Source organism: Shewanella sp. SM101, from assembly GCF_025654465.1.
GTDB classification, from domain to species: domain Bacteria; phylum Pseudomonadota; class Gammaproteobacteria; order Enterobacterales; family Shewanellaceae; genus Shewanella; species Shewanella oncorhynchi.
The window spans coordinates 1-20954 of sequence record NZ_JAKKRH010000039.1 but is presented as its reverse complement, the minus strand read 5'-3'; the positions used below and the strand labels follow the sequence as shown (position 1 = coordinate 20954).

Annotated in this window: 24 protein-coding genes and 5 pseudogenes; 11 read left to right on the top strand and 18 right to left on the bottom strand. The window is 49.0% G+C overall.

Annotated features, from left to right (window positions below):
* Window positions 1-61: 61 nt before the first annotated feature.
* From L5M38_RS18475 to L5M38_RS18460, 4 genes are all read right to left on the bottom strand, one after another.
* Window positions 62-379: a CcdB family protein gene (locus tag L5M38_RS18475; RefSeq protein ID WP_014610892.1), complete on the bottom strand. Its 318-nt coding sequence runs from the start codon at window positions 377-379 to the stop codon at window positions 62-64.
* Window positions 379-624, bottom strand: a complete 246-nt coding sequence (locus tag L5M38_RS18470; protein WP_014610893.1) for a type II toxin-antitoxin system CcdA family antitoxin — start codon at window positions 622-624, stop codon at window positions 379-381. Before L5M38_RS18470 ends, L5M38_RS18475 begins: the two co-directional genes overlap by 1 nt.
* A 1035-nt stretch (window positions 625-1659) precedes the next feature.
* Window positions 1660-2910: a type II toxin-antitoxin system HipA family toxin gene (locus L5M38_RS18465; protein WP_263179937.1), complete on the bottom strand. Its 1251-nt coding sequence runs from the start codon at window positions 2908-2910 to the stop codon at window positions 1660-1662.
* Window positions 2907-3212, bottom strand: a complete 306-nt coding sequence (locus L5M38_RS18460) for a helix-turn-helix domain-containing protein (RefSeq protein WP_004249763.1) — start codon at window positions 3210-3212, stop codon at window positions 2907-2909. The genes L5M38_RS18465 and L5M38_RS18460 overlap by 4 nt, the downstream gene beginning before the upstream one ends.
* A gap of 283 nt (window positions 3213-3495) precedes the next feature.
* Here L5M38_RS18460 and L5M38_RS18455 point away from each other — a divergent pair.
* Window positions 3496-4136, top strand: a pseudogene (locus L5M38_RS18455) (transposase); the annotation flags it as partial.
* 122 nt (window positions 4137-4258) lie between these two features.
* Here the strand turns inward: L5M38_RS18455 and L5M38_RS24485 are convergent.
* Window positions 4259-4414, bottom strand: a pseudogene (locus L5M38_RS24485) (type II toxin-antitoxin system RelE/ParE family toxin); the annotation flags it as partial.
* An 81-nt stretch (window positions 4415-4495) separates the two neighbouring features.
* Between L5M38_RS24485 and L5M38_RS18450 the strand changes: the two are divergent.
* The 6 genes and pseudogenes from L5M38_RS18450 to L5M38_RS18425 form a co-directional block, all read left to right on the top strand.
* Complete coding sequence (locus tag L5M38_RS18450) at window positions 4496-5374, top strand: helix-turn-helix transcriptional regulator (protein WP_261762700.1); 879 nt, start codon at window positions 4496-4498, stop codon at window positions 5372-5374.
* Window positions 5371-6840: a DUF3375 domain-containing protein gene (locus tag L5M38_RS18445; protein WP_263179935.1), complete on the top strand. Its 1470-nt coding sequence runs from the start codon at window positions 5371-5373 to the stop codon at window positions 6838-6840. The genes L5M38_RS18450 and L5M38_RS18445 overlap by 4 nt, the downstream gene beginning before the upstream one ends.
* A gap of 2 nt (window positions 6841-6842) precedes the next feature.
* Window positions 6843-7496 carry a DUF4194 domain-containing protein gene (locus L5M38_RS18440; RefSeq protein WP_088585322.1) on the top strand — a complete coding sequence of 218 codons (654 nt, stop codon included), beginning with the start codon at window positions 6843-6845 and terminating at the stop codon, window positions 7494-7496.
* Window positions 7493-10939, top strand: coding sequence for an ATP-binding protein (locus tag L5M38_RS18435; protein WP_263179933.1), 3447 nt, complete (start codon window positions 7493-7495; stop codon window positions 10937-10939). Before L5M38_RS18440 ends, L5M38_RS18435 begins: the two co-directional genes overlap by 4 nt.
* A 2-nt stretch (window positions 10940-10941) precedes the next feature.
* Complete coding sequence (locus L5M38_RS18430) at window positions 10942-12120, top strand: Wadjet anti-phage system protein JetD domain-containing protein (RefSeq protein WP_069453191.1); 1179 nt, start codon at window positions 10942-10944, stop codon at window positions 12118-12120.
* Between the two features lie 29 nt (window positions 12121-12149).
* Window positions 12150-12377: pseudogene (locus L5M38_RS18425) on the top strand (transposase); the annotation flags it as partial.
* A gap of 40 nt (window positions 12378-12417) precedes the next feature.
* On the opposite strand, the pseudogene L5M38_RS18420 reads toward L5M38_RS18425, so the two are convergent.
* The 5 genes and pseudogenes from L5M38_RS18420 to L5M38_RS18400 form a co-directional block, all read right to left on the bottom strand.
* Window positions 12418-12755: pseudogene (locus tag L5M38_RS18420) on the bottom strand (helix-turn-helix domain-containing protein); the annotation flags it as partial.
* Between the two features lie 129 nt (window positions 12756-12884).
* Window positions 12885-13214 (bottom strand): type II toxin-antitoxin system PemK/MazF family toxin, encoded by a 330-nt coding sequence (locus L5M38_RS18415; RefSeq protein ID WP_014610905.1) that lies wholly within the window; start codon window positions 13212-13214, stop codon window positions 12885-12887.
* Window positions 13214-13504 carry an AbrB/MazE/SpoVT family DNA-binding domain-containing protein gene (locus L5M38_RS18410; protein ID WP_220777345.1) on the bottom strand — a complete coding sequence of 97 codons (291 nt, stop codon included), beginning with the start codon at window positions 13502-13504 and terminating at the stop codon, window positions 13214-13216. Before L5M38_RS18410 ends, L5M38_RS18415 begins: the two co-directional genes overlap by 1 nt.
* 235 nt (window positions 13505-13739) lie before the next feature.
* Entirely contained in the window at window positions 13740-14039 is a 300-nt protein-coding gene (locus L5M38_RS18405; RefSeq protein ID WP_014610935.1) for a type II toxin-antitoxin system RelE/ParE family toxin, read from the bottom strand.
* Entirely contained in the window at window positions 14032-14274 is a 243-nt protein-coding gene (locus tag L5M38_RS18400; RefSeq protein WP_014610908.1) for a type II toxin-antitoxin system ParD family antitoxin, read from the bottom strand. The genes L5M38_RS18405 and L5M38_RS18400 overlap by 8 nt, the downstream gene beginning before the upstream one ends.
* Window positions 14275-14294: 20 nt before the next feature.
* Between L5M38_RS18400 and L5M38_RS18395 the strand changes: the two genes are divergently transcribed.
* The gene (locus L5M38_RS18395; protein ID WP_317630252.1) at window positions 14295-14993 is read left to right on the top strand and encodes an Arm DNA-binding domain-containing protein; all 699 of its coding nucleotides are present in this window, start codon (window positions 14295-14297) and stop codon (window positions 14991-14993) included.
* Here L5M38_RS18395 and L5M38_RS18390 read toward each other — a convergent pair.
* From L5M38_RS18390 to tnpC, 5 genes and pseudogenes are all read right to left on the bottom strand, one after another.
* Window positions 14986-15354, bottom strand: coding sequence for a type II toxin-antitoxin system HigA family antitoxin (locus L5M38_RS18390; RefSeq protein WP_014610936.1), 369 nt, complete (start codon window positions 15352-15354; stop codon window positions 14986-14988). The two genes, L5M38_RS18395 and L5M38_RS18390, sit on opposite strands and share 8 nt — an antisense overlap.
* A 10-nt stretch (window positions 15355-15364) precedes the next feature.
* Window positions 15365-15664 carry a type II toxin-antitoxin system HigB family toxin gene (locus L5M38_RS18385; RefSeq protein ID WP_014610937.1) on the bottom strand — a complete coding sequence of 100 codons (300 nt, stop codon included), beginning with the start codon at window positions 15662-15664 and terminating at the stop codon, window positions 15365-15367.
* 377 nt (window positions 15665-16041) lie between these two features.
* Window positions 16042-16326, bottom strand: a complete 285-nt coding sequence (locus L5M38_RS18380) for a type II toxin-antitoxin system RelE/ParE family toxin (RefSeq protein WP_069453194.1) — start codon at window positions 16324-16326, stop codon at window positions 16042-16044.
* Window positions 16316-16555, bottom strand: a complete 240-nt coding sequence (locus L5M38_RS18375) for a CopG family ribbon-helix-helix protein (protein WP_069453195.1) — start codon at window positions 16553-16555, stop codon at window positions 16316-16318. Before L5M38_RS18375 ends, L5M38_RS18380 begins: the two co-directional genes overlap by 11 nt.
* Window positions 16556-16670: 115 nt before the next feature.
* Window positions 16671-17312: pseudogene (gene tnpC, locus L5M38_RS18370) on the bottom strand (IS66 family transposase); the annotation flags it as partial.
* Window positions 17313-17402: 90 nt separating this feature from the next.
* Here tnpC and L5M38_RS18365 point away from each other — a divergent pair.
* From L5M38_RS18365 to L5M38_RS18355, 3 genes are all read left to right on the top strand, one after another.
* Window positions 17403-17696: an antitoxin of toxin-antitoxin stability system gene (locus L5M38_RS18365; protein WP_086904668.1), complete on the top strand. Its 294-nt coding sequence runs from the start codon at window positions 17403-17405 to the stop codon at window positions 17694-17696.
* Window positions 17697-17707: 11 nt separating this feature from the next.
* Entirely contained in the window at window positions 17708-18124 is a 417-nt protein-coding gene (locus L5M38_RS18360; RefSeq protein ID WP_069453197.1) for a type II toxin-antitoxin system YafO family toxin, read from the top strand.
* Between the two features lie 405 nt (window positions 18125-18529).
* Window positions 18530-18736: a hypothetical protein gene (locus L5M38_RS18355; RefSeq protein WP_263179928.1), complete on the top strand. Its 207-nt coding sequence runs from the start codon at window positions 18530-18532 to the stop codon at window positions 18734-18736.
* Window positions 18737-18855: 119 nt separating this feature from the next.
* On the opposite strand, the gene L5M38_RS18350 is transcribed toward L5M38_RS18355, so the two are convergent.
* From L5M38_RS18350 to L5M38_RS18340, 3 genes are all read right to left on the bottom strand, one after another.
* On the bottom strand, window positions 18856-20064 hold the full coding sequence (locus L5M38_RS18350) for a J domain-containing protein (RefSeq protein WP_263179927.1): 1209 nt from the start codon (window positions 20062-20064) through the stop codon (window positions 18856-18858).
* A 211-nt stretch (window positions 20065-20275) separates the two neighbouring features.
* Complete coding sequence (locus L5M38_RS18345) at window positions 20276-20623, bottom strand: type II toxin-antitoxin system RelE/ParE family toxin (RefSeq protein ID WP_263179926.1); 348 nt, start codon at window positions 20621-20623, stop codon at window positions 20276-20278.
* 1 nt (window position 20624) lies between these two features.
* Window positions 20625-20885, bottom strand: a complete 261-nt coding sequence (locus L5M38_RS18340; RefSeq protein WP_115017884.1) for a type II toxin-antitoxin system Phd/YefM family antitoxin — start codon at window positions 20883-20885, stop codon at window positions 20625-20627.
* Window positions 20886-20954 lie beyond the last annotated feature (69 nt).

The window sequence follows — 20954 nt, the reverse complement described above, 5'->3', positions numbered from 1 at the left end:
TTAATCGATTCAAAGATTAGCCAAAGGAGTCCATACATCTCGAGCAACGCTCCAGCTTCTGTTATATGCCAGTAATCAAAAAATCGATAGCCGCTACGATCTCATCCCTGAAACTACTCAACTCATTGACAGGCTCACGTAAAATCTTCGTTGGTACACTTGCCATTTGGTGAGTTAACATCACGAAGTCACCCTCATCGATATGGATCACAGGGCATAAATGCCTAGGGGCTTTTTTCTCCAATAGTTCGACAGGTGTTAGCGGAATAACTAACCGAGTATTCAAAATATTAAGCAATTCACTTTGAACATCAACAAAGTAAGGATATGCAATTGCAGTGCTCTTATCGTGGTTTTGGTATAAGGCAAACTGTGACATTAGAATACTCGGTAAGAATCAGAAAATAAGCCTTGTTTTTCAACCAATTCATTGCAAGCGTTAATCGCTTGGGCATTTTGTTCTAACCATTCGGCTTTTAGACGATGCTTTACTTCTTTCTCAAGAGCCTTTTCCATTGTCGCTGAAAGATTTATGTTCAGGCGTTTAGCTTCCGCTAATAACTCACTGTTTAAGCTTAAATTTGTAGCTTTTTTGTGTACTTGATTGCTATATTTGTTTCTCATAACAATAACCCATGCGCGTTGTTTGTGCGCATAAATTATAAGTATGGATAGGATATATAACAAGCCATCAAAGATGGCGCTGAGTGTATCTATAACCTGCAGCAGTAAAACAGCATTCGTAGAATGCTTAAGCGCATCGCTACTAGAGTCTAAACCCTAGAGCCACGTAGTGGCGTTCTAGCAGTTGCGTCGCAACGCCAAAGCGTCTCCCAGCCGAAGGCCGTCCTTTTTGCTGCGCCTTATATGCTATATACTCTCCCTGTATTCATTAAATCGTGCAATGGGCCTATGCAACAACTAAATGAAAGCATTATTTGATGCTCAGTTTGGTGCACTCAGTGCCGTCATTGCAGGGGCTCGTGGTTGGACGGACATTCGTGAATACGTTCTGGGTCACCATGAATAGTTTCGCCGTCAACAGTTAGATGTAATATTTGGCGAGGATGCCTGCCAAATTTACCGGGAGAATGCGGCATAAAATGTCGCTAATTTGCATCATATGTCACTGAACATGCTACGAGCTACAACTCAAGCCCATACCGATTACCGATATACTTTTCAATGACCTGCTTCATTGCAATTAACATCTTACTATTGAAGTCCCTACCTCCTGCAAATCAAGATATTCACTATATCGATTTGATTCTCGCACAAACGCTGTGAAGTTCCGCCCTGAAAAACCAAGTTATCGAGTACCCTAGCTTCATCCAGTGCATACAAGATGTCGTAATGAAGAAGTTCTTTCTCAATGACAGGGCGTATATCCTTTGCGCCTCCTTGTTCCACAGCTTTAAGTTACTTTTATCCTACGAGTTTAGAAAATCAAAGCAAATAAACCAACTACTTTTTTATAGCACCTAAAGGTGTTGTACTGAACTCTTCATGGCTACTAGAAAAAGGGTATAGTTTACAATTACAAGATCGATACAAAAAAGTCAGTGGTTCAAATCAGTTGGCAGAGGCGCTTTGATACGTAATAAGGATCTGTTGATTATTAATTGAAATAAGTTGAGCTACGCTGCCGTAAGCTCACCATTAAACGTTAAACGCTGATTGTTTCATGGTTTGCTCGGCTCGGCTGACCCCTAGCCGCTTAGCAACGGTTTGCCATTGCTTAACCGCCATTAATACTTCATCGTAAATTTGCGTGGCTTGGGTTTGCGAAAGTCGGAAGAAGTCTTTTACGTCAAAGGCTAATTGGTAGTCTAGAGCGTTGTCTGTATCGGTAATATTCAGATGCAGGCCATGCTTACCCACTATCGGGTTTAAATCATAAGCGGGTGATAACATCCAACCATTCTTTGTTAATAAAAACCCATGGTTACGCAGGTGATCATCCGTGTTGGACACCGCAATATTAAACACGATACGTCGCCATAACTGTGCTAAATCAGCTTCGGTTTGCGCACCACAATTGGAAATAAATTCAGCAATCTCTAAGTAGCTGGCACCTTGAAATTGTTCACCATCATAGTATTGAAGCTGTGTCATGGCCGATGAAAAATGCAGTCGCTTTTCGCCATCGCGGTCAAACCGTTTTGTTAAAAAGGTATGGTGCTGTGACGAAAACTGCTTGATCTCACTTGGAAACATGTCAACACCTGCCGCCAAAGCCAATTCATAACAGACCATCTCCCATGCGCCCACGTCATGGGTATCATTTAGATTGGGAAACTTTGCAATCCACAAGTGGCCTTGTTCATCTGTGACACAAGCCTTGGGCCTTGCACCACCTAATGATGAGCCTGGAGAAATCAGCATTTTCAACCAGCGATAATACTCGTCACTGTCGATGTCATCGTCTTTTTCAATCTGCATGGCTGCGTGCTCTAGCTCTCGCAAAGAAGCCATTGGCGGCGCAGCAAATTCAGAATTGTCGTCCAAAAAAGCATTCGAGCCTGCTCGCTTAAATCGAATACCACCCATCCGGTAAGAGTCGTGCACGTCCAACAGGTAATCCAATTCGTTTAATCGACTTGTTGCTCGAATGCCTTTGCGCGCATCAATCGCCGCACGCCGTTGCATTAAAATACGTCCCCATCTATCAGGCGATGAATCAAGAAATGCGCGAAAGTTTTTATCGGCTTCATCGTTGTAGAGTTCACCGGAGTGAAGCGTCAAGATTGGATCAATTTGCAAGCGACAGGTTGAGGTTAAAAATGCTTTATCGTAGGCAAAACTAAACACGCCACCTCGGCTTGAATCGCTATAAGTAAGCCGCCCTATTAGCAGTGGCGCTTCGATTGGCTGCCAGTCGGCATAGACTTCGACGATTTCACGGCTCATCTTGAACCTTCCAGCAATTTTATGTTTTGCAGCTTGATACCCACTTCATCATGAGCGGCCATTTCCGCAAAGTTGCTTTCCATGCCAAGTACGGCCATTACTTTTAAGTAAGTGCCTATGGCAACGCCCGGATCACCTGCGAAGACTTTGTTCACGGTTTTATGATCAAAACCAGTACGTTCACACAGCAGCTTTTTTGTAAAACCACGTCGTTTCATCGCCAACAACAAGTCCTCACCAAAATGAGTCAGGATTTTGCGTTGCTTTGGAAACAGTACATTGTGTAAATCACGCTTAGCCACACCACCAACCAAAGGGACTATATTCCCACTATTCAGCCATTAATGGGAATATAGTCCAACTTTGAAATCAAAGCAACTCTAACATGTGAAAGGCAGGACTATATTCCCACTTTACTGAATATTATAGGATTTATATCCCACTTTTAGGTTTAGATTGCGCGTTGGCCAAAGCGATGATGTGAATCCCTGAATGTCAAAGGCAACCAAATCACACTTTTGTGTGATCTGATCCAGTAGTTCTGTACACCGCGCTAAGTGAGTAAAATCACATAACGAGGTGCCTATGACAACTAAAAAGAACCGTAAGACTTATACCGCAGAATTTAAAACCGAAGCCCAGAAACTGACCGAGCGTGTTGGCGTGGCCGAAGCAGCACCGCAGTTGAAGCTATACGAAACCCAGATTTACAACTGGCGTAATGCATCAGAGAAAAAATCCACTACCAGCCAGCGTGAAGCTGAACTAGCGGCCGAAGTAGCTAAGTTACGTCGCCAACTGGCTGATCAGGCTGAGGATTTAGCCATCTTAAAAAAGGCCGCAACCTACTTCGCGAAAAATCAAAAGTAGCTGCATTTGAATTTATGCTGGAGCACCAACACAGGTTCCGCCTGCTGCGCATGGCCGCTGTGTTTGGTGTATCGCGAAGTGGGTATTATCAGTGGCGTCGTACCGGTGAAGAACCTGGCGAGAAAGCCCTACGGCGGGCCGCGCTGGACGAGAAAATCAATAAGGCTTTTACGCAAGGTAAGCAACGTGACGGTGCGCGCCATATTCAGGTTGCGTTGGCTGAAAATGGCGACCATGCAGACCTGAAAACGATATTGAACAGCATGAAAAGACAAGGGTTAAAAGCCAAAGCAGCTCGTAAGTTCAAGGTGACCACAGATAGCAACCATCAGTTGCCAGTGGCCCCAAATTTGCTGCACTACAGCAAGATCGGTGTTTTTCAAGGTAGTTACCCCTCAAACTGAAGCAGTGTTACCAACTACAATACACCTCCCGCTTGGCCCGCACCTAAAGGAGCGGGATTGCGCGGGCGTTTTGTTCAACGATTTTCTCGCGTATACCATAGTCGCAGCATGTAGATAATCGAATCAAGGATCTCATAACGAACATCGTACTCCCCAACCAAAATCCTCCTAACCTCACAGGGCTCAAACTGGAACAGTTGCTCTCCAATTCGTGGGTTGGTGAGCAAAACCGCCACCATCTAATCAAAATGATTGCATCATTTTGATTAGCCATATACTATAAAGCGCACTAAAGCAAAATGAGAAGTCCTATGTCAAGACTTGGTGATTTTCATCTCTATCCTCATGCTCAACGTAACCGCTTGGAGTTTATAGACTTCTGCCTCTACTACTTTGGCGAGGTGAGCAAAACCGATCTGCTACGCCAGTTTGCGGTCGGATCTGCCTCCTGTACCCGGGATTTGGCGCTATACCGTGAACTGGCTCCGGAAAACCTAGAGTTCAAACACCAAACCAAGCGCTATCACATAACGCAAAAATTTGTACCGCTGTTTAACCATGAGCCGGAAACCCTGCTCAGCCGCCTGAGCCAGGGTATGGGTGAAGGCGTAAAACAGATCTCGCCACCCGGCGAACACTGTGTAGATGCCATCCGCCTCATCCATCCAGACAGCAACACCATAGCCACCCTGATGCGCGCCATCACGCAGCGGCGGGCCATCAGCGTGCGCTATCACTCCTTAAGTTCCGGTGAGACAGAGCGTGAGCTGGTCCCCCATGTCTTGGTTAACAACGGCCACCGTTGGCATGTCCGCGCCTACGACCGGCGGCATGGTGAGTTTCGCGACTTCGTCACCACCCGCCTGCTGCAAGTGCACGAATTGGCGCAAGCCCCAAACACAGAACAGCGCGAGGCAGATCTCGCCTGGCAGCGACAGATGACGCTGACACTCGTCCCCCACCCCGCGCTTGTCCACCCAGAAGCCATAGCCTTGGACTATGGCATGACCGATGGACAATTAACGCTGACAGTGCGCGAGGCGCTGGTGGGTTACTTGTTGCAACAGTGGCGAGTCGACTGCTCACCAGATGCCCGGCTCGATCCCCGTTCCCATCCGCTCAGACTGGCCAACCATGACGTAGTCGCCACACTGACCAACTGCCGCCTGCTGCCTGGAGTTGCCCCATGAATCAGGATCTGAGCTTTGAGTTTCTGGAGCAGTTCAAGGAGCAAAGCTTGGCGCTGCGTCTGTTGCGCTCCCCTCACTTTGCCCTGCTCGCCAGCTTTCTGCATCGGGCCTTTCTGGCTAAAAACCGCCGTGCCATCCCCTATCAGGAACTGATCGACGCACTGGAACATCATCTGCAGGACATTGCCGACAGCCATGGTCCCGAGCTGTTTCCCAAGAGTGCCCGCGCCTATGTCGACGACTGGATCAACAGCCGGGGCGGCTATCTGCGCAAATACCTGCCACTGCAGAGCGATGAACCCGAGTGCGACCTGTTGCCCGAGATCGAAAAAGCCCTGCGCTGGATCGAGGAGATGCAGGGGCGCCGGTTTGTCGGCACCGAGTCACGGCTCAAACTGTTGCTCGATCTGATCGGAGAGCTGGTCCACGGCACCACTGAAGACAGTGCATCCAAGCTCGCCACCCTGAGCGCTCGCAAGGCCGAGATTGAGCAGGCCATCTGTGCCGTCGAGCAGGGACAGGATACGGGGATGTCAGCGACCCAGATCCGCGAACGGCTGTTTTTTCTGGGCGATCTCTCGCGCCAACTGCTGGGGGATTTTCGCCAAGTGGAAGCCAACTTCCGCAGTCTGGACAAGGAGACACGCAAGACCATCACCCAGAGTGGCCTGCATAAGGGACTGGTACTGGATCAGGTGTTTGGCGATCAGGATGTCATCGACAACTCGGACGAAGGACTGTCCTTCAGCGCCTTCTTCGAGCTACTGATGACGCCACAGATGCGCAGTGCCATGCGCCAGAACCTGCAGTCACTGCTAGAACATGAAGAGGCGAGAAATCTGGTGCAACAGGACACCCTGCTCAGCCATCTCTACAGTTACCTGCTGGATGCGGGAACCAAGGTGAACATCACCCGCCAGCAGATCACCGACCAGTTGCGCCGTTACATCCAAGAGCAATCCCAGGACAATAAACGCATTTTGGAACTGATCCGCGACTTCGAGGCACAGGCGCATCGCTTGGAAGGGCTTGATAGCCGCAGCTATCCGGATTTTGCCTCTGTGTCAGAGCAACAGGCCACGCTCTCTGTACTGCTGAGTCGCGGTCTCTACCATCCGCCGCAGAGCGAACAGTTCAATAACTCGGTAGCCGAAGCCGTGCCACAGGCAGAAGTGGATCTGCGTACCCTGTTCGAGGTGAGCCATATCGACGAACAGCAGTTGCAACGCCACATCCAACGTTGTCTGAGTGACTATCAAGGTCAGGTGAGCCTGGCCCAGGTCATCGAACACTACCCGATACGCCATGGCTTGGATGAGGTGCTCACCTATATCAAGCTGGCCTGCGAGCAAACGCTGCCTGCTCACATCGACACCACCCGGGAACAACAGATCCGCTGGCAGGCCGAGCCTGAACTCTGGCGGATATTGCGCATTCCAGCCATCACCTTTGTCAGGGAGCTGTAACCATGTCGACCATCCATGAAACAAGCGCACTGGGGGCGGATGCCCAACGGGACAAGTCTGCCGTGCTCATCCGGCTGCTCAAGGGCCCTCTCTATCTGCATCGGCAACGGGATCTCTGGCAGGTATTACTGCGCGAACAACACAGCATCCGCGACTACTTCCAGCAGATTGGCCTCTCCTTGCTGATCGACGAGGCCGAAGGGTACGCCTTCTTGAAGCAGCCCGAGAGCGCGGAAGAAGAGTCCGGTCAGGAGTTACCACGCCTGATCAGCCGCCGTAACCTGAGCTTTGGCCAGACACTGCTATTGGTCTGCCTGCGCAAGCGGCTGGCCGAGCACGACAGCGCAGAGAGTGCGCCCCGCCTCATCGTCACCCGGCAGGAGATCCACCAGTGGTTGTTACCCTACTACCCCGAGGTGGGTAATGAGGTAAAGCAACGCCGCGAGCTGGATGCGCTGATCAAAAAATGCGATGAGATGGGCTTCCTCTCAATGCTACCCAAGCATCCGGATGACTTCGAGGTGCCGCGCATTCTCAAGGCCTTTGTCACCGCCGAACAGATAGTGGAATTCAACCAGCTACTAGCGCAAAAACTGGCTGTCGCCGGGAATACGACAGAGAACGCTGAAGAGTACAACGAGGAGAACACCGAGTGAATAGTGAGCTGAACGCGCAAATCTCAGCCAAGCACAGCCTGCCAAACCAGGCCCTGCAGGGCTTTCGCCTGATGCGTTTCGAGGTGTTCAACTGGGGCACCTTCGATCAGCAAATCTGGCATCTGGCCGTAGAGGGCGACAACAGCCTGCTGACCGGCAACATCGGCAGTGGCAAATCGACACTGGTGGACGGTCTCACCACCCTGCTGGTTCCCACCCGCAAGCTGGCCTTCAACAAGGCGGCAGGCGCCGAGGAGAAGGAACGCTCGCTGGAGTCCTACTTCCATGGCTTCTATACCTCCCAGCAGGATGACTATGGCAAGGCGCGTCCGGTCGGCCTGCGCGGCAAGGATCACTACAGCGTTCTGCTGGCCCAGTTCCACTCCGCCGCCCTGCAACAGAGCGTGACCCTGGCCCAGGTATGCTGGCTGCCACCCGCAGAGAAGCGGGTCAAGCGACTGTTTCTGGTGGCCGAGCAGCCCCTTACCATCGCCAACCACTTCAGCGGCTTTGGTGACAAGATAGCCGGACTGAAAAAGCAACTAAAACAGCAGGGTGGCTGCGAGCTGTTCGACAGCTTTGGCCCCTATCAGCAAGCCTTTTGCAAGGCGCTGGGACTGGGTAACGATGGCAAGGCGCTGGATCTCTTCAATCAGACCATCTCGATGAAGTCCGTGGGCTCGGTCACTGACTTCGTACGCCAGAACATGCTGACCCAGCCCGATGTCGAGGGGCTGATCCAGGAATTGGAGCGCAACTATGACGATCTCAAGCGGCTGCATGATGCGGTGGTCGCAGCCCGCCAGAAGGTCGAGTTGCTGGAGCCTGTCAGCCGACTGGGGGAGAACGTGCTGCAGGCCGAACAGGAGAAACAGCATATCCAGCAGTGTCGGGAGCTGACCGATGGCTTCATGGCACAACATGCCATCTCCCTCTATCAGAAGCGACTGCAGCGCAGCCGCCAGAACCTGGACAAGCTACAACTGCAGCGCGAGAGCCTGGATCGTAGGCTCGGTGAGCAGGAGCAACAGGTTGCCACCTTGCATCAACAGATCCTGGAAAATGGCGGTAGCCGCCTGCAACAGCTGCAGGGGGAGATGCACCGCCTGAGTCAGGCGCGCGACACGGCTCGCCATCACTACAAAGACTATCGCGATCTGACCCAAGCCCTGGCCCTGCCGGATACTCTGGAACTCGACTGCTTTGTCAGCAACCAGGCCGCCGCCAAGGAAAGGGCCGAGACACTGATGGGCGAGTTGGCCCAACTGGAGCAGCAGCGAGATACGCTCAAGCAGCAGGAGTGGCAGCAGAGCGCCCAACTGCAGCAACTGGGCGACGAACTCGCCGCCCTGAAGAAACGCCAGAGCAACATTCCCGCTCAGCAGTTGGCCATACGCGAGCGACTCTGTGCCGAACTGGGGTTAGATGAGAGCCAGCTCCCCTTTGTCGGTGAGCTACTGCAGGTCAAGGGTAAGGAACTCGCCTGGCAAGGGGCCATGGAGCGGGTGCTGCACAATTTTGCCCTGAGCCTGCTGGTGCCGGAGCGACTCTACCCCACGATCAGCGAATGGGTGGAAAAAACCCATCTGGGCAGTCGCCTGGTCTATTACCGGGTACGCCAGCCTGCCGATTATCTGCCAAGCCCGGCGACGCCTGGCTCGCTGCTGGGCAAGCTGGAGATAAAACCGGCCTGTGAGCAATACGACTGGTTGCACAAAGAGCTGCAACGCTTTGACTATCTCTGCTGCGAGGATCTGGCCACCTTTCGCCGCAGCGACAAGGCGTTATCCATCAACGGCCAGATCAAATCCGGCCCCTCACGTCATGAGAAAGACGACAGGCACGCCCTGCAGGATAAGAGCCGCTATGTGCTGGGCTGGAGCAACAAGGAGAAGATCCTACTGCTGGCCCAACAGTACAGCCAGTTGCAGCAGCAAATCCAACAACGCCAGCAGCAGCTGCAACAACAGGAGCAGCGCCGCAGCATGCTCGACAAACTTCGTCATCAGGCGTTAAGACTGGCCGATTTCAATCTGGGGTTTGAACAGATTAACTGGCCACGTTTTAGCGAGCAGATAGAACGGCTGCAGCAAGAAGTACAGATACTGGAGCAGAGTTCGGACCTGCTTCAGACGCTGCAGCAACAATTAACCTTGGCCAAGCAAGCTTTCAAGGCGCTCGGGAGCGAGCGCGATAACCTGCTAACCAGCGTGGGGCAACAACAGAGTGAGATCGAGACCGATACCCTTGCCCTGACGGAAAAAGAGGCCTTGCTGGCTAGCGTCCCGCCGATCTTGCGCGAGCGCTGTTTTGCGACCCTGACCCAGTTCTATCAGGAGTATGGTGCCAGCGCCGGGTTGCGCTTCGACATGCTGACTAACCAGACCAGCTTGCTGCGCGGTAAACTCAACGAGCGGGTGCAACATCTGGAGGAGAAACGGCGCAAGAAGGAGGGGCAAATGATCGATGCCATGAGCACCTTCCACTACCGCTTTCCCAACGATGCCAGTGAACTGGACAAGAATCTGGCGGCATTGAAGGAATATCAACAGATCCTCCAACAACTGCAGCAGGAGGATCTGCCACGCCACGAAGCGCGTTTCAAGGAGATGCTTAACCGCGACACCATCCGCGCCATGGCGCTGTTTCGCAGCCAGCTCGACAAACATGAAGAGGAGATCAGTGCCCGCATCCGGCTCATTAACCAGTCGCTGTATGCACTGGACTACCAGATCGGCACTTTTATCGAGATTGACAGCGTCTCCTCCCCTGATGTGGAGATCCGCGAGTTCAAGCAGCGTATCAAACAGTGTGTCGAGCACACGCTGGATGACAACCTCTACTCGGAGCAGAAGTTCGAACAAGTAAAGTCACTGATCGAGCAGATGCGACAAGATGCAAAATGGACCCAGAAGGTCGTCGATGTGCGCTTCTGGCATTTGTTCAACGTTATCGAACGCTACCGGGAGGATGGCAGCGAGAAGGAGTGTTACTCCGACTCCGGTGGTAAATCGGGGGGACAGAAGGAGAAACTGGCCTACTCCATTCTGGCCGCCGCTATCTTGCTGCAATACAGGCTGGTCGGCAGCGAGACTACCCAGACCCGTGCCGAGCGCCGCTTCAATCTGGTGGTGATCGATGAAGCTTTCGCTCGTGGCTCCAAAGACAGCACCCGCTTCGGGCTGGAGCTGTTCAAGAAGCTGGGGCTGCAACTGCTGCTGGTCACCCCCCTGCAAAAACTCGATGTCATCGAGCACTATGTCCGCCATGTGCACTTTGTCGATCTGAAGCAGAATCGATCCATGCTGCTGAACATGACCATCGAGGAGTATCGGCAACGGCTGGCTCAACATCAGGCTCTCGGCAGCTACAGCACGCTGGTTTCTGAGGTCCCGATTGCTGAGGTGCAGGCTTCAGACGTGAATGGTTCCGTGGAGACATGACCATGATCGAACTCAAGACACTCAAGCAGAAACTACTGAAGAAATGGCAAGGTTATGGACTGCATCGGGCCTGGCTTGAGGGGGAATCACTGTTCCCCCTCACCATCAAACTATCCCGCCCCACCGACAAAGCACTGCTGCACGACTTTGCCGCCCTGCGCCAGCAGATCGCCCGCCTGCAGGAGGGACTGACCGATCTGCCCGGCATCACGTTGCAGCAGCAGGAGGTCAACTACCCGACCATGGGGCGCCAATGGCTGCCTGCTGCCGTCGAGTTTGCCGATATGGCCGCCTTGGCCCGCTTTGTCGGGCAGGCACAGGCTTGGCGGATCTTTTGCGATGAGCACGCACGGCTGCTCGCCGCCTTCCCGGCGCTGCAGGCCTGGTTGCTGGACAATCCGGCACAACTAGAAAAGCAGGCGGGTCATTGGCCTGAGCTCATCGCCGTCTGCCGCCACTTCTGTGCTCACCCACGCCCCGATTGCTACCTGCGCCAACTGGACATACCCGGCGTCGATACCAAATTTATCGAGCAACACAAAAGCATACTGAAGAGTCTGCTGGATCAGCTGCTACCAGAGCAGGCGATTGACCCGACCGTGACCAGCTTGCGCGATCACGGCTTCGAACGGCGCTTTGGCCTGCGCTACGAGGAACCGCAGGTCCGCTTTCGTCTACTTGACCCGCAACTGGCGGCCGAGTTTGCCGGGGCCAGCGACATCACCTTGACGGTGCGCGACTTCGCCAAGCTGGACCTGCTGGTGGATCGGGTTTTTATTACCGAGAACAAGATCAACGGCCTGGCATTTCCTGGGGTACGCAATGGACTGGTGATTTTCGGCCTGGGTTATGGCGTGCAACTGCTCAAAGAGGTGCCCTGGCTGGGCGCTTGCCAGATCCACTACTGGGGCGATATCGACAGCCATGGCTTTGCCATGTTATCGCAACTACGCAGCTATTTTCCGCGTACCCGTTCTCTACTAATGGATGAAGCAACCCTACTTGCCTGCCGCTCTTGGTGGGGAAGCGAGCCTTCTGCCACAGCCCACAGAGCCGAACAGCTCCCCAACTTAAATGAGACAGAGCAACTGCTATACCAACGACTCAAGGCCCATTGGCAACCTAACTTACGACTGGAACAAGAGCGCATCCCTTTCTCTCTTCTCCAAACGTTAATTTGACATACGCATCAATTCTTACTGATGATGGAGTGGAAGTACCAACTTTACTTCACACTGCAAGCAAGGTCACAGGTGTTGATCTGGGGCTGTTTCATTTCGCCATCGAATCGAATGGCAAAAAGATAGCCAACCGAAGATTTGTAAAGCGTGCTGAGAAAAACCTCAGACGTAAGCAGCGTCAGCTATCAAGAAAAGCAAAAACTAGATTGATGGTCGCCAAATGCCATGAAAAAGCAGCGAATGCTCGCGCTAATTTAGTAAATCAGACTATGTTGATTAAGTTCAGCTATGCTGCCGTAAGCTTACAATCAGTTTACGCCGCCTACGACTGCCGTTGGTTTCTTTGGCTTTGTCCTGCCCTGTATATATCCAGCCGTGTGAGATTTTGGTTGCCTGAGTCTGAGTTAAATGGGCAATTAACTCTGCGGTTTGCTCAACAGATTACAGGCTTTGTGAACCGCGACATTTTCAGACTTGAGCTTCTCTGACAAGGTGTAATCGGCAAGGTGACGGCGGACCGTTGATTCATTTATCCGTAATGCTTGAGAAATCATTGCCGCGGTCCAGCCTTCGGATGCAAGAAGTACTGCTTTAATGCGGTCACAAACAAGCCCGTCACGCGTTTGAGCATGCAGGGTCTCTAGGACTTGTTTTTGGTCAGGAGTAGTCTCGTGACAGCGACCTTAATCCTCATGTCACTGAAAATCAAGCATCTTCATTGATCACGAGTATAGGAGGGTTGAGCCATATCTGATTTCCTCTTCTTAACTGACCAATACTCGCACTTTTGCGAGCACTTCATTTAGCACTGCAACGGGAGCTTTTTCGATATACTTGACGTCCCTTGCTGCGTAGTCAATCGTCTTGACTTGTTGACACAAAACAACACCTTTGGTTTTATCGGTATCAACAGCAACCTCGAAACCATGACCTCTAACCCTAGATGTTATTGGTGCGACTAAAGCAAGTTGAATTTGCTTGTTGAACGGCTCAGGCGAAAGTACCAGCGCAGGACGATGATGAGCCTGCTCGTGTCCCGCAGATGGGTCAAAATCAATCCACACTATGTCACCTCGTTTTGGGGTGTAACTCATTAGATTTCTTCCTTGCCTACAGGTGACGAACTCAGCCATTGAGTATCTTCTGAATCAAGTTCAAAAGACCCTTTTGGACTGGCACTTAGCAACTCATCAAGTGTGAATATTGGGGTTGCTGGGCTCATCACAATACACCCCTGAACAACCTCTATTTCAACTTGATCCCCCATACCGAACCCTGCCTTCTTCAGCACGGCAGCAGGGATAATTGCTCCGGCAGAGTTCCCCCATTTTTTGATACTGGTCTGCATATTAACCTCACCAACCATGATACATTGTTTAAACATGCTACCACCAAATATGGGGTTATACAATGTATAACTTCATATTAAGGTGCAATATCGAGTGCTTGGCTGATAGCTCGCGGATCAACATCAAGATACGGCCAACCCAGCAATTCAAGAGTTCTAGAATTAAAGGCGGCTGGACGGTCATTTCTGCTTATGGAAGCTGCGTAAGTTTCGATACTATCGAGCAGCGGCTAACGAAATAAAAAGCATCACCCGATAGGGCGGTGAGAAGTCACTCAGTATCTGGATAAAAATGCCGTAATGGTTCCATTTGTTGATGAAGGATGCGGAGGATGTAGATCCCATAAGTCTGTTTTTTATAGAAAATCGCATGTTTATGATGATTATGACGTCGAAGTTCTTTAGCAATTTCTGGACACTCATGCCCCATTAGAGGCTGCTCAGTGATTGCCAACAAAGCATTATGCATACTTACCGTATAGTCATCCGCTTGCTTAACACCAAAGTTCAATAGGGTGTATTCAAAAATTCGCTCAAAGTCTTCGGCAGCAAGGTTGGAAAGTTTATACATTGTGCTTTTGTTTCACCATTGCAGCGATGTCATGAAGTGATAATGCGCATTCACCACTTTGCTCACCAGCTTCAATCGCCATTTTCAAAGCTATCGTCTGGTTTTCTTGTCTTTCTAATAGTCGTAAGGCAGAACGAACAACTTCGCTTGTCGAGCCATAGCGACCTGACGAAATAAGCTGACTGACAAATTCATCTAACTGTGATCCGATAGTAACACTGGTTGTCCGTGACATGTTTCCACCTATTTGTGTGAATAGTTAACACAGCAATAATATATGATGTTAGATACCAAATCAAAGTAATGTTAATGAGTAAGCGTCTAGGCAAAGGCACAAAAATGCTGGCCACACCTAAAAACCTTGCAACTGCCAAGACAACACTCAAAAAAATGAATGCAGAGATAGACTTAGGCTGCTTCCAATACCGTGATTATTTCCCCAAAAGTAAAAAAATCGCTCAATTTGAGCTGTTGCAGCGTGAGAAACATCCTGCTCGTGAATATCCATTTTTCAATGATTTTGCCTATCAGTGGTTTGAACGCAAAAAGGCGACGTGGAAAAATAGCTATAGAAACACCATACAAAACGTTTTAGATAAGTATCTGATCCCACAATTTGGCAATACATTGATGAATGAGATCACCCTATCGCAGGTCGATTTTTATCGTCAGCAGTTAATGCAAATGGTGAGAGCAGATAATACCCGTCAATTATCTAACCGTCGCATTAATAACTTACTGTGGCTCATCGTCTCCATGGTAAGCCTCGCGGCAGAAGAATATAAATTTGAATACCCATTGAGACGCTATCGCTCACTTAAAGAAGAAAAGGCTGAGTCTCATCCGATGACGATAAAGGAGGTGGAGGATGTCAAATTGGCCTTGGGTACTTTCTACCCTCTGATTTCTCGATTCGCCATGCTTGTGAGTAGTCATAGACATTCCGTTATTTAGCTAATTGGTATTCTTTGACCAAGCAAGGCAGAGGGATTTTAAGCCCCTCATTCAGCTTGCGGATCATGTTCAGACTAAGCCGACGTTGGCGGTTTAGCACTTCTGATACTCGGCTACGTTGCCCAAGGAACGGCACCATATCGGCATCAACAAGCCCTTGCTGTTCCATGCGAAACTGAATGGCCGCGATTGGATCTGGCGTTTCAATTGGAAAATGAGCGTCCTCAAACGCGCTCACCAGCGTGATCAACACTTCCAGCTCATCACCCTCTGGCGTGTTAGGTTCAGCATCAAAAAGCTGTTCAATACGCTTTAAGGCTGCTTCATTATCAGCCACGGTTCTGATCGGTTTAATTTGCATTGCAAACCTCCTAAATTGTGGTTGCATCAACTTTGTCATACTCAGCATGAGAACCAACAAAGCGAACATAGACCATTGCAAACTTGTAATTCACGGCCACAATAAGACGGTACTTATTGCCGTGGATGTTGAATACCACCCTGTTATTGCCAACAAAACTCGCGTTGCGGTACAACGCTTTTATGTCTTGCGGATTTTGCCAGTTAGCGTTTTTAGCTTCCTCGTACCATGACTTGAGAGGTTGCTCACTATCTTGATAAATGGGCTGCTCCCAAAACTCCCGCAATGCGACTCTTGAAACAACTCTCATGCAATCCCCTTTTCTATATTTCCCATTATGGGAAACGCATAAACGATAGTCAATAATTAATTTCCCTTTTTGGGAAAATATATTAATTTTTTGATTTTTACCATATTGCTGCGAGCAAGCGTGTACTCTCCTTCATGCTCGGGTATTTGTGGGATTGTGGGATTGTGGGATTGTGGGATTGTGGGATTGTGGGATTGTGGGATTGTGGGATTGTGGGATTTTGGGATTGTGGGATTGTGTAGCTAAGAAGGTTCTGCTGGAATTGACATCCTCCCCCCCCTAAAGGAGGTGGAGGATGTCAATGAATCACTCTTGCCTAAAGCCGCTTAAAAAATTCTGAGGAGCTCGTAGCACTTTTTGCAATTAAATCAATTTTTTTACCACTGACTAGGTAAGCGTAATCGCGTGTGGAATATCCGTAGAATATGGATTTCATCTTGCTTAACCCTGTACGGGATGATGAACGGGTAATCCTGTATAACCTGTTCCCGTGTACCAACTACGCGCCCAGCCCGTCCCATGGCGGGTTGCACCGGCAATAAGTTCACTAAGCGGTAAACGTCTTGCACGAATGCTTGAGCGACCTTGGGGTTGTCTTTGGCTAAATAATCATACGCATCTTCAAGATTTTGCGCGGCCTTGCGCAACCATTTAACCCGCATTGTTCCCCCAACGCTGGAACTTGGCATTCATCTCGTTCTCTGGCACAAAATCACCGGCATCGGCTTCACGTAATGCGGCTTGGATTTCAGCAATTTGCCAAGCTTCCCGGTCTAAATAATCCTGAATCGCTTGGCTGGCCAACCACGATTTAGTTCTGCCAGTTGACTGGGCAAGCTGTACCAGCTTTTGCTCGATTTCATCGGATAAGCGCACTGACATGACACTCATGGTAAACCTCATCATACAATGTATACATCAAACTACATTACACTGATTGAGGATAAATTGCCATGTTTGGCTTATCAGCCAAACTGAATGTTAGTATCCGTCCGGTGATCTGCACCTAGCCTAGTTTTGCATTCCAAGGTAACAAATGATCCAGGCTTTCTGGCTTGAGTGACAGCTGATCTAGGCAGTACATGAGATAGTCAAAAGGCATAAGCCCATTAGCCTTGGCAGTTTCTATCATGCTGTACAGTATGGCACTGGCTTTTGCTCCATTGGCCGTATTGGCAAATAGCCAATTTTTACGGCCAATGACGAACGGCTTTATGGCTCGCTCTGCGCGATTATTGTCGATATTCAGTCGCCCATCCTCAAGATAGCGGTTCAAATTGGGCCATTGATTAAGGCAGTAGGTTATTGCCTTCCCAAAGCTGCTTTTAGGTGGCACATGGCGTTGTGATTTCTCCAGCCAACGATGCAACTCATCCAGTAAGGGTTGGCTGTGCAGCTGCCTTTGTTGGCGGCGAACCTCGGGACTTGAGTCTTTATTCAAGGTTTCGATTCTGTAGATTTTCTGGATATGGTTCAGAGCCCAGTTTGCCTTGCCCGTTTTGCCTTTAGGCTGAGCGATTTCAGCCTCTGTGAACTTACGACGAGCATGGGCCCAGCAGCCCACGAGTTCGGCATCGGTTTTAGCATAACCGGCGTAACCATCGACTTGCAGGTAACCACTAAATCCGTCGTTTATTTGAACTTGATGGATGAATAATCCGATACTGGTATAGGTCTAAATTTAGGTCTATACTTAGGTCTTAGTATAACTGTCGCAACAGTAGAAAATGGAGCTATGATGTTACAGAAAATTTTATGTGGCTATACCACACCGATCAGCAAGTTCAAATCAAACCCCAGTGCTGCATTAGCCGAAGCCCAAGGAGATGCAATTGCGGTGTCATCTAATAACCAAATCCAGTTTTATGCGGTACCGGCGTCACTGTTTGAAGAAATGACGGCGTTTTGTGAGTTTGCCCAACGTGGCACCACCACATTGGAAAGCATCCCTGCCCAGTTTACTGCTGCCAATCTAAACATGGATAAGGTTTCTACTCAGATGGCCAACAAACTGAAGCAAGGTGCCAAGTGACAATTTGAGGAATGGAAGTAAAGGCGGTACGCATATTTACGCATCCCTATTTAAAAGAGGCCCTAGGTGAGCTGGCTACCAAAGCATTAGTAGATGATTTTCGGGTGTATAAGGAAGGTAAAGGCCTGCCTACCACCTTTGGCCGCGACGTTCCTTACCTGTTTACCCATAACCGCTCGTATCTTGAATTACAACATCTGCATTTCAAAGCTGCAGGTTTTCCGCTCAAGCTAGTGCAATTCAAACGGACCAGCGGTTATGTTCTGGTGTATTGTCCAGGCTTCTTCAACAGCCATTGTTACCTACTGATAGCCATCATTAAACGTTGGGATAAGAACAAGCCGAATGATGTCGATAATACCGATCGTGATAGCGGCTTAATGAACCAACTGGAGAAAATAGCCGAAGGCTTCAGGGAGCAGTTTTAATCATACCGAATTTGCCCAACGCGCCAAAAATGTAAAGTTAGCCTACATTAAGGCCTTGTTGCTTGTCCGCTGATACAGCATATCTCGACTCTCTACGAGCTTGTTGGATCATGGCTGTTTATTGGCAGTTAATGTGAGTCGGTGGTCCCGCTTATTATCAGCTAATGTGAGCCCAGTTTGGCGGATGTAATCGCGCCGAAGGGATTATGTGTGCAAGCCACTACAGTTACCAAACATATCGTTCTCCTATGATTCAGAAGAACAAGGATGGCGACATATGGTCAAGTTATGAAGGTGTGCTTCGGCGGACGCTTACGTTATTCTCGATAATTGCTCCTGCATTATTCTACCTTCGCCCGTCCCTGGGCTCGTACCTCCTGCATCTAACTACCATGGAGGGTGGAAATGTCATATTTTGTATGGAACAAAATTGACCATACAGTCGTTCGCGGGAATGACAGAAAAGAGAAGGATTACGGAACGCTCGCGCGCTCACTCACTGTCAGGGCACAGCCCGCTCCGTTATCCGTAAGTCACGCAGTGACGTTCCGTAGCCGCAAAGCGGCGTTCGTAGAAGCTATCGCTTCGCTGCCAGAGTCTAAAGCGACGTAGTGGCGTTCTAAAGCGAGCTGGCGAGCGTCCTAGGGCCGAAGGCATCCTAGCAGCAGTGCTTTTTGCTGCGTACTTGCGGCCGAAGGCCGTCCTAGCCGTTACGAAGCATCATCATTGCGCTATTTGTATTGCCAAAATTCATCAAGAGTTTCGTCATCAAACATCGCAAAATCAAAAATGTCGTTAAAACTCCCCCGTTGGCTACGTTGGTTTAATTCCTTTTGTATCGCTTGTACTGTTTTGATCTTAGTCACTTTTGCGAGTAACTCTTCAGTTTCAATCGTGAGATGATCACCATATTGGGCCAACTCCCTAGCGCGTGATGCTTTTGAACCACTACCAAAACGTTGCCAAATCATACTTTTAATATCATTACCATTCTGCATTGATTGATAATCTTGATTTAATAAACTAATTTTAACCTGCAACGCAGCCTCAATACGTTTAACCATATCTGCATCGGCTTCAAGCTTATACTCTGGTAGATATTCAAGGGCCAACATCAGCAAGGCGACAGCATCCTTGCTTTTCTTGGCTTGAGATAGTTGCTGCATCAACTCTTTTTTTAGCGCCTTTTTAGCAGGTTCAGGCTCTTTATCGGGATGAAATTGATTCGCCAATTGTCGATACAATTTGGTCATGGTTTTATCGCTAAATAACTCAAGGCTTAATGCTTGCTCTGGTTGACTCGATTCAAAGAAAAAATCATCCTCTTGGGCATCATACTCAGCCTCATCTTGCTCAAACGCATTTTCAGCGTCGCCGTCATCAAAAGCCTTATTGTGCTGCTCAGCCAATTTTTGCTCAAAAAATGCCTGGAACTTCGCCGGTTCATCAATGAGTTCAGACAGTTGCGCATCGTCTATATCCAACTCAAAGCCAAACATAGATTCTAACTCTTCACGAAAAGCATCAAGCTCGTGCTGACCAATGTCTTGCTTAGGCAAGGTTGCTTGATAAGCCATAAGCAAGCTAGTGAAGCTATCGCGTATTTCGTGAGTATTGATAGGATTAAACGGGTTCGATTCAATAATACTTATTTCTTCGTCAATCCATTCTAGCAGCGCCTCCCTTTGGCGACCTTTAATGGATTTACGCGGCACAAAAGTCAATAAATGACGCACCCATTGGGCTGAGGCATCACATACGGCCTGCTCTTTTTCAAGTAATTGTGAGGTGAACTCGCGATAAAAACCCTCTAATTTTGTTTGATAACGTTTATTTCTTAATTGTTTTTTTTCGTAGTCTTGCCACAATTTTTCGAGTGTTTGCGAGCGGTTACGTGATTGACTTGAAGCCGAAGTATTGATGATGCTCATTAATGACATAAATATTTTCTTTTGATGAAATGTTTACAAACCCGAGTGACCCAAAGTACAAAACTCGCATACCAAAATAGCGAAAAACGTGACGACATCCTTAGCAAAGCGACGTTCGAAGAACGCTAGAGCGCTTCGCAGCTAGAGTCTAAAGCCAGCTTGTGAGTATCCTAGATTCTCGTGACTAAAGACCGTCCTCGATTCTCACTGCCGCAAGCAATTACTTATAAACCAAGCAATGATTGATCAGTTGATTCTGTATGCTTGGTCGTTGGTTCAAAAAAAGTAGCACAGTAACAAGAGACTCATCATTAATGTAGCTAACCTCGTACAGTATTCTAAAATCCTCTTTTATCGCGTGCCTTACTTGAGTAATGCCAAGTTCAACTAACTCTTGACATAATGCATGGCTCAAAGGATTTTGCGTCACAGATGCTTCAAATGCCTCAATAACTGCCTCAAYTCTCTCAATAATAGTGATCTCGTCATGCCATTGGGAATAGTGAGATATAGCACTATCTACGGTATCTTCAAATGTCTTGGTATATTCAAGTTTTACCACAGACATACTACTTATTATCCTTTAAAGCCAGTTTACGACCCGCCAAGCGTTCCTTGAATGCACTTGATGACATAGTGCGGCCATTTTGTTGATCGCTTTTTGCAAAACTGACTAGCTTGAGTAAAGCTATCGCCTCATCACGTCGATTTCTATCCGCTACCGACTCGATAACGTAAGCAGGTACACCATTTTGAGTAATAATCATCGGTTCATCGAGGGTTAAGCTCGCGGCATTTTTCTTCAAAAAACTGATTGTTTCTATGTTCATAGGTTGATGCCTAGTTGATTAATTGAAAATAAGAAAACCCATTCACTAAGCCAAAATCATATCATGCGA